Source organism: Mesorhizobium sp. M7A.F.Ca.CA.002.04.1.1, from assembly GCF_004022805.1.
In the GTDB taxonomy this organism is placed as follows: Bacteria; Pseudomonadota; Alphaproteobacteria; order Rhizobiales; family Rhizobiaceae; genus Mesorhizobium; species Mesorhizobium ciceri.
In genome coordinates this window covers 1-6,311 of sequence record NZ_RZPL01000305.1, presented here as the reverse complement: position 1 = coordinate 6,311, position 6,311 = coordinate 1, and the positions used below count along the sequence as shown (strand labels likewise).

Sequence of the window (6,311 nt, the reverse complement as noted above, 5' to 3'; positions counted from 1 at the left end):
GCTCTGGCCGGCACATCGGCGCGATCCGTGGCGCCGGCGGATAGTTCTGCGGTCATGGAGATGTTCGAACCAAACGAATGTGCCGACTCTTGAAGAAGGGATTTCATATCCCTGGGCCGGTTGGGCGGCCGCATTTTCGCACCATGGGCGCCTGCGGCCTGAGTCTCTAGCGGCAGAAACGGCTGGCGTTGATGCCAGAAGCAGGAGCGATGCGACCTTTCGGCGCCGCCTATTGCACCTCGTAGCCGACTTCCTCGCTGGCGTGGCAGAGCGCCTTCCAGAACGAGCGTGCAAACGAGCGGAAGACATAGATGTCGAACTGGTCGGCGCCGGTGCGCTGGATCTGGGCGAAGACGTCGTGATGAGCGGTCGAGCGGCCGGCGCCATTGGGAAAGGCCGGCAGCGAAAAGTCGATGGCGAAGAATTTCGCCAGCACCCATTCGGCCTTCGGCCCGGCAATGCGGATGGCGGTGCGGCCGTGCGAGAGATCGGTCACCGTGCCGATGGCCGAGGTCACCACCTTGGCAAAGGCAGCGGCCAGCCCTTCGGCCTCGTCGGCAACGGTGAACTTTCCCGGCGCGAAGCCGAACACTGACTTGACCCCGTCGCTCACTCCGCCGCCGGCGCCATCGGGAAGCGCCAGCCCGGTGACGGTGCGGATGGCTGCGATCAGCCTCTTCTCCTCGCCGGGCCAGGCGGCGAGTTGCACGATCGAGCCCGGCCTCGTCTCGGTCAGGATGATCTCGACGCCATGCTCGAAATTGCCGTGCGAGCCGACGTGAAATTCCGGCTCAAGCGGGGATTGGTGCTCAACCATGCATGCGGCTCCCGTCCGGATCGAAGAAGTGGTTGGAGACGATCTCGACCGGTCCGAACCGGTTGCGCAAGGGATCGGAGACGTGGGCGCGCGTGCCGTGCCGTGCCTTGCCGCCCTCGACCAGCGCCAGCGCGATATGTCTGCCGAGCGCCGGCGAATAGCAGCAGGCGGTGATATGGCCGATGGAGTCGTGCGGATTGGCTTCGTCAACCTCCTCGACGATGTGGGCGCCACCGTTGAGCGGCCGGTTATCGAGAGCGATCAGGCCGACCAGTTCGAGGCGGTCCGATGCGATCAAGCCTTCGCGGTCCATCATCGCCGAGCCGATGAACGGCTTCTTCTTCGACAGCATCCAGTCGAGATGCAGGTCGCGCGCCGTGGTGCGGCCGTCGATCTCGGCGCCGGTGACATGGCCCTTTTCGATGCGCATGGTGCCCAATGCCTCAAGACCGTAGGTGACCAGCCCGAACGGCTTGCCGGCTTCGACAAGCGCTTTCCAGACATGGGTGCCATGGCCGGCGCCGGAATAGACCTCGAAGGCCATTTCACCGGAGAAGGACAGCCGGCAGATCATCACCGGCACGCCTGATATTTCGCCGCGCACGATGCCCATGAAGGGCAAGGTGGCGTTGTCGACCGACGTGCCGGTGACACAGGCGGCGAGGATCTGCCTGGCCTTCGGGCCGCCGATCGCGGCACCTGCCCATTCGTCTGTCACCGAGGTGACGTGGACTTTCAGCTCCGGCCAGATCACGTCGAGGAAATATTCCAGATGCTGCATCACCTTGCCGGCGTTGGCCGTGGTGGTGGTCATCAGAAAATCCTGCTCGCCGAGCCGCCAGGTGGTGCCATCGTCGAAGGCGAGGCCGTCCTCGCGCAGCATCAGCCCGTAGCGGGCCTTGCCGACGGCCAGCGTCGAAAACATGTTGGTGTAGACGCGGTCGAGGAATGCGGCGGCATCAGGGCCTTGCACCGCGATCTTACCCAGTGTCGAGACATCGACGATGCCGGCGCTTTCGCGCGTCGCCTTGGCTTCGCGCACATAGGCCTGCTCGACCGTTTCGCCTGAAAGCCCATAGATCATCGGCCGGTACCAGAGGCCGGCGGAATACATCGTCGCGCCATTGGCCAGATGCCAGTCATGCATCGGCGTCAATCGTTCTGGCTTCAGGTCGCCAAAACGCTCGGCAGCCAGCGAGCCGATCGACACCGGAGCAAAGGGCGGCCGGAAGCGTGTCGTGCCGACCTCGGGGATCGGCTTGCCCAGCGCCTCGGCCATGATGGCAAGGCCAGGCACGTTGGAGCTCTTGCCCTGGTCGGTCGCCATGCCGAGCGTGGTGTAGCGCTTGAGATGCTCGACCGAGACAAAGCCTTCCCGGTGAGCCAGCCGCACGTCCTCGGCCGTTACGTCATGCTGGAAATCGACAAAGCTCTTGCCCTTGGCCCTGATCTCGAACACCGGGGCGGGGTCGGGATCGCCAGGCACTGCTTCGACGGTCGGCAGCATGGACGGTGTGCTCTGCCCGCCTGCGGCGGCGAGGCCGGCGGCGCGGCCTTCGGCGATGGCTTCGGCCGTCGAGAAGCTTCCGGTGAAGGCGCCTGCGCCGATCCAGCTCTGTGTCGGCTCTGGCGGCAGGAAAGCTTGCCGCGCGGCGTTCCATTCCGCCTTGGCGCCGGCCTGGCTGGCCAGATGGATGGTCGGCGACCAGCCGCCGGACATCAGCAGGCAATCGGCATGGATACTGCGTGCATCACCGATGAGTGCCCCATTGGCCATGTCGAAGCGCTGCAGCTTGAGGCCGGACAGCGCCTTGCCGCCTTCGGTGGCGACGACGGCATGGCCGGCAAAGATCTCTGCCTCGGCTTCCGCGGCCAGCTTGCGCATCTCCGGCGAAAGTTCCGGCCTGACATCGGCGATGGCGACGACCGCGGCGCCGGCCTTCTTCAAGGCGACAGCCGCCCGATAGGCGCTGTCATTGTTGGTGAACAACGCGATCCGCTCGCCCGGCAGCACGCCGAATTCGTTGGCATAGCGCTCGGCGGCATGCGCCAGCATCACGCCTGGCCGGTCATTGCCGGGGAAGATGAGCGGCCGCTCGAACGCACCAGTGGCCAGGACCACGGATTTGGCGCGGATCGCCCAATAGCGATGGCGCGGCTCGCCCTTGCCGGGGTGCTCCTTGTGGTCGCTGACCCGTTCGAGCGCCGCAAGCGTGTTGTTGTCGTAGTAACCCCACACCGTGGTGCGCGGCAGAAGCCGGACATTGTCGCGGCCTGCGAGCTGGGCGACGGTGCGCCGCGCCCAATCGGCGGCAGGCGCGCCATCGATCGTTTCCTCGGACCAGTTGGCCGAACCGCCGAAATGCGGCTCGAGATCGGCCAGCATGACGCGCGCACCCTGATCGGCGGCGGCCTTGGTGGCCATCAGGCCGGCCGGCCCCGAGCCGACGACCAGCACGTCGCAAAAGGCGTTCATGCGTTCGTAGCGGGCCGGGTCTTTCGCCGATCCGGCACTGCCGAGACCGGCTGCGCGGCGGATGAAGTGTTCGCAGAACATCCAGAAACGCGTGCCCTTGAGCGGGCCGAACACCGGTCCCATGAAGGTCTTGTAGTAGAACCCGGCCGACAGGATCTTGCCGCCGAGCTGGTTGACGGCGTTGATGTCCCAGGCAAGCGAGGGAAAGCGGTTCTGGCTGATGGCAACCAGCCCGTCATGGATCTCGACCATGGTCGCTGGAATGTTGGGCTCGCGAACCTCGCCCTTCAGCACCGTCACAAGCGCGTTGGGTTCCTCGACGCCTGCGGTGAGCAGGCCGCGTGGGCGATGGTATTTGAACGAACGCCCGTACAACGTGACGCCCTTGGCCAGCAGGGCTGACGCCAGCGTGTCGCCGGCATGGCCGGTGTAGGCCGTGCCATCGAAGGTGAAGCGGATGGTTTTCAGCCGGTCGATGCGGCCGCCGGTGTCGGCACGGCGCGGGCTCATGCCTTGTCCTCCGCCTTGCGGCGCGCGGCCGGCCCATGATCGCCCCGCGCAAAGGCAACGCTGGAAATCTCATGCGTCAGCGTGTTGCGCACGACCTTGAGATGCGCGCGGCAGCCGCCGGAATGTTGCCAGATCTCATTGTGGTCGCCGGCCGGATTCAGCCGGTCATAGACATAGGCGTTCCACGCCTCGAAATTCTGCGAGGCGGGGTCGGGACGCTCACGATTGCCGTCACCCTGATAGGTGAACTCGATGACGTCGCGCGGGCCGCAATAGGGGCAAGTGATCAACATTGGACTCTACCTATTGCCTAATGCAGCCGCGGGTTTGCACCCTGGCCCTTGTCGTCGATCACCAGCCCGCGGTGGAAGCGGTCGAGCGTGAAGGGCGCGTTGAGGTCGTGCGGCTGGTCCTTGGCGATGGTCCAGGCGAAGCACCAGCCGGAAGCCGGCGTCGCCTTGAAGCCGCCATAGCACCAGCCGCAGTTGAGATACATGCCAGGCAGGGGGCCGGCGGTGATGATCGGCGAGCCGTCCATCGACATATCGCAAACACCGCCCCAGGAGCGCAGCATGCGCACGCGCGCGAGTCCCGGAAACAACGCCAGCATTTCACTCATCACCTCGTCGACGACAGGCAGATTGCCGCGCTGGGCGTAGCTGTTGTAGCCGTCGATGTCGCCGCCATAGATGAGGCCGCCCTTGTCCGACTGCGACATGTAGAAATGGCCCATGCCGAAGGTGACGACCGTGTCGATGAAGGGCTTCAGCGATTCCGTGACGAAGGCCTGCAGCACATGGCTCTCGATCGGCATCGTCTCGATGCCGGCCATCTGCATGACGCGTCCGGTGCTGCCGGCGACCGCCACGGCCACCTTCCTGGCGCGGATGTCGCCGCGCGAAGTGGTGACGCCTGATATGCGGTCGCCGTCGCGCAGGAAGCCGGTGACCTCGCAATTTTCGATGATGTCGACGCCGCGCCTGTCGGCGCCGCGCGCATAGCCCCAGGCCACCGCATCGTGGCGGGCGGTGCCGGCGCGGCGCTGCATCAGGCCGCCGACCACCGGGAAGCGAGCGCTGTCGGAGATATCGAGCGCCGGAATCAGGCGTTTGATCTCAGCCTTCGTCATCAGTTCGGCATCGACGCCGAGATGGCGCATGGCGTTGCCGCGCCTTGCATAGTCGTCGAACTGGGCCGGCGTGTGCGCCAGGTTCAGGCAGCCGCGCTGCGAGAACATGACATTGTAGTTGAGCTCGTGCGACAGGTTCTCCCACAGCTTCATCGAGTGTTCGTAGAAGCGGGTGTTGGCAGGCAGCAGATAATTCGAGCGCACGGCCGTGGTGTTGCGGCCGACATTGCCGGAACCGAGCCAGCCCTTTTCCACAACGGCGACATTGGTGATGCCGTGTTCCTTGGCAAGATAATAGGCGGTCGCCAGCCCATGACCGCCGCCACCGATGATGATGACGTCATAGGACGCCTTCGGGTCAGGCTTGCGCCATGCCGGCTTCCAATCCTTGTTTCCCTTGAGCGCGTTCGCGAGCAGCGAAAAGGCCGAGTACTCTGCCATTGATGTCATCCGGTTCGGGCGATGCGGCAGACTATAGAGCAGGCCGCATCCGCAAAGCCAATATTGCGCCATCGCCTTTCGACTGGCCGACGCCCGGGATGGGATCACTCGGCGTGAGTGATCGGTTGGGGCCAATGATCGGATGGGCTCGCGATACGACGGCTTGCCCCATGATAGGGCCGTCTTTATCAAGGACAGGCTTTCAAATTGCCTTTGCCGCCGATGAGTCGCCAACAAATCATGCTTTTCCGATTGCTTCGTCTCATCCTGGTACTCACGCTGGTCGTTTCGGCGCCGCTTTCGTTTGAGGCGATGGCGCAAGCGCTCGGCCAGGGCTCGGCCGGTTTGGTCACCGATCAGCAAAAGGTCATCCAGGATCTAACGGCCAAGACGGACGATCTCGAGAAGAAGATACAGCAGGACGGTGAGGACGATGCCTCACTCGTGGAGATCCGTCTGCAGCTGGAGGACCTGTCGCGGGCGGCACTCACCAGTGCGCTGGTATTCCGCTCGCGGCTCACCGAGATCAACAATCGCATCGAGGTGCTGGGTCCTCCACCGGCGGCGGGCCAGCCGCAGGAGCCCGACATCGTGACGGGCGAGCGTCAGGCGCTTGCATCGGAAAAGGCCGAGATCAACGCGGTCGTTGCCAGCGCACAGAACCTGTCGATCCGCATCAGCGGGCTGATCGACAAGATCGGCAATATGCGCAGCGAGCTGTTCCGCAATCTTTTGACCAAGCGCTACGTGCTGTCGGATGCGCTGAGCCCGCAGGTGTTTTCCGACGCCCGCGACGAGTTCGGCAATCTCTACAAGGCGGTGTCGTCCTGGTTGAGCTTTGCCTTCAAGTTCAAGTTCCAGGCGATCCTGGCGGCAACCTTCGTGGCGCTCGGGCTGGCGCTGGTGCTGCTGGTTGGCGGCAGGCGTCTGTTCGGGCG

4 protein-coding genes and 1 pseudogene are annotated in these 6,311 nt (G+C 64.6%); 1 reads left to right on the top strand and 4 read right to left on the bottom strand.

Going from position 1 to position 6,311, the window contains the following annotated elements:
• Positions 1-229: 229 nt before the first annotated feature.
• Genes ENZ75_RS17085 through ENZ75_RS17070 form a run of 4 tightly spaced genes read right to left on the bottom strand, consistent with a single transcriptional unit; the run spans position 230 to position 5,373 of the window.
• Positions 230-817, bottom strand: coding sequence for a sarcosine oxidase subunit gamma (locus ENZ75_RS17085; RefSeq protein WP_013531140.1), 588 nt, complete (start codon positions 815-817; stop codon positions 230-232).
• Positions 810-3,803, bottom strand: coding sequence for a sarcosine oxidase subunit alpha (locus ENZ75_RS17080; RefSeq protein ID WP_063168221.1), 2,994 nt, complete (start codon positions 3,801-3,803; stop codon positions 810-812). The genes ENZ75_RS17085 and ENZ75_RS17080 overlap by 8 nt, the downstream gene beginning before the upstream one ends.
• A complete protein-coding gene (locus tag ENZ75_RS17075) occupies positions 3,800-4,096 on the bottom strand; it encodes a sarcosine oxidase subunit delta (protein WP_027160522.1) in 297 nt (98 codons plus the stop codon). The genes ENZ75_RS17080 and ENZ75_RS17075 overlap by 4 nt, the downstream gene beginning before the upstream one ends.
• Positions 4,097-4,113: 17 nt before the next feature.
• Positions 4,114-5,373, bottom strand: a complete 1,260-nt coding sequence (locus ENZ75_RS17070; protein ID WP_063170258.1) for a sarcosine oxidase subunit beta — start codon at positions 5,371-5,373, stop codon at positions 4,114-4,116.
• Between the two features lie 240 nt (positions 5,374-5,613).
• On the opposite strand from ENZ75_RS17070, the pseudogene ENZ75_RS17065 reads away from it, so the two are divergent.
• Positions 5,614-6,311, top strand: a pseudogene (locus ENZ75_RS17065) (mechanosensitive ion channel family protein); the annotation flags it as partial.

Bases quoted from the DNA above. Each gene is read 5' to 3' on its own strand.
- ENZ75_RS17085 (WP_013531140.1), bottom strand. From the start codon at position 817: ATGGTTGAGCACCAATCCCCGCTTGAGCCGGAATTTCACGTCGGCTCG.
- ENZ75_RS17075 (WP_027160522.1), bottom strand. From the start codon at position 4,096: ATGTTGATCACTTGCCCCTATTGCGGCCCGCGCGACGTCATCGAGTTC.
- ENZ75_RS17080 (WP_063168221.1), bottom strand. From the start codon at position 3,803: ATGAGCCCGCGCCGTGCCGACACCGGCGGCCGCATCGACCGGCTGAAA.
- ENZ75_RS17070 (WP_063170258.1), bottom strand. From the start codon at position 5,373: ATGGCAGAGTACTCGGCCTTTTCGCTGCTCGCGAACGCGCTCAAGGGA.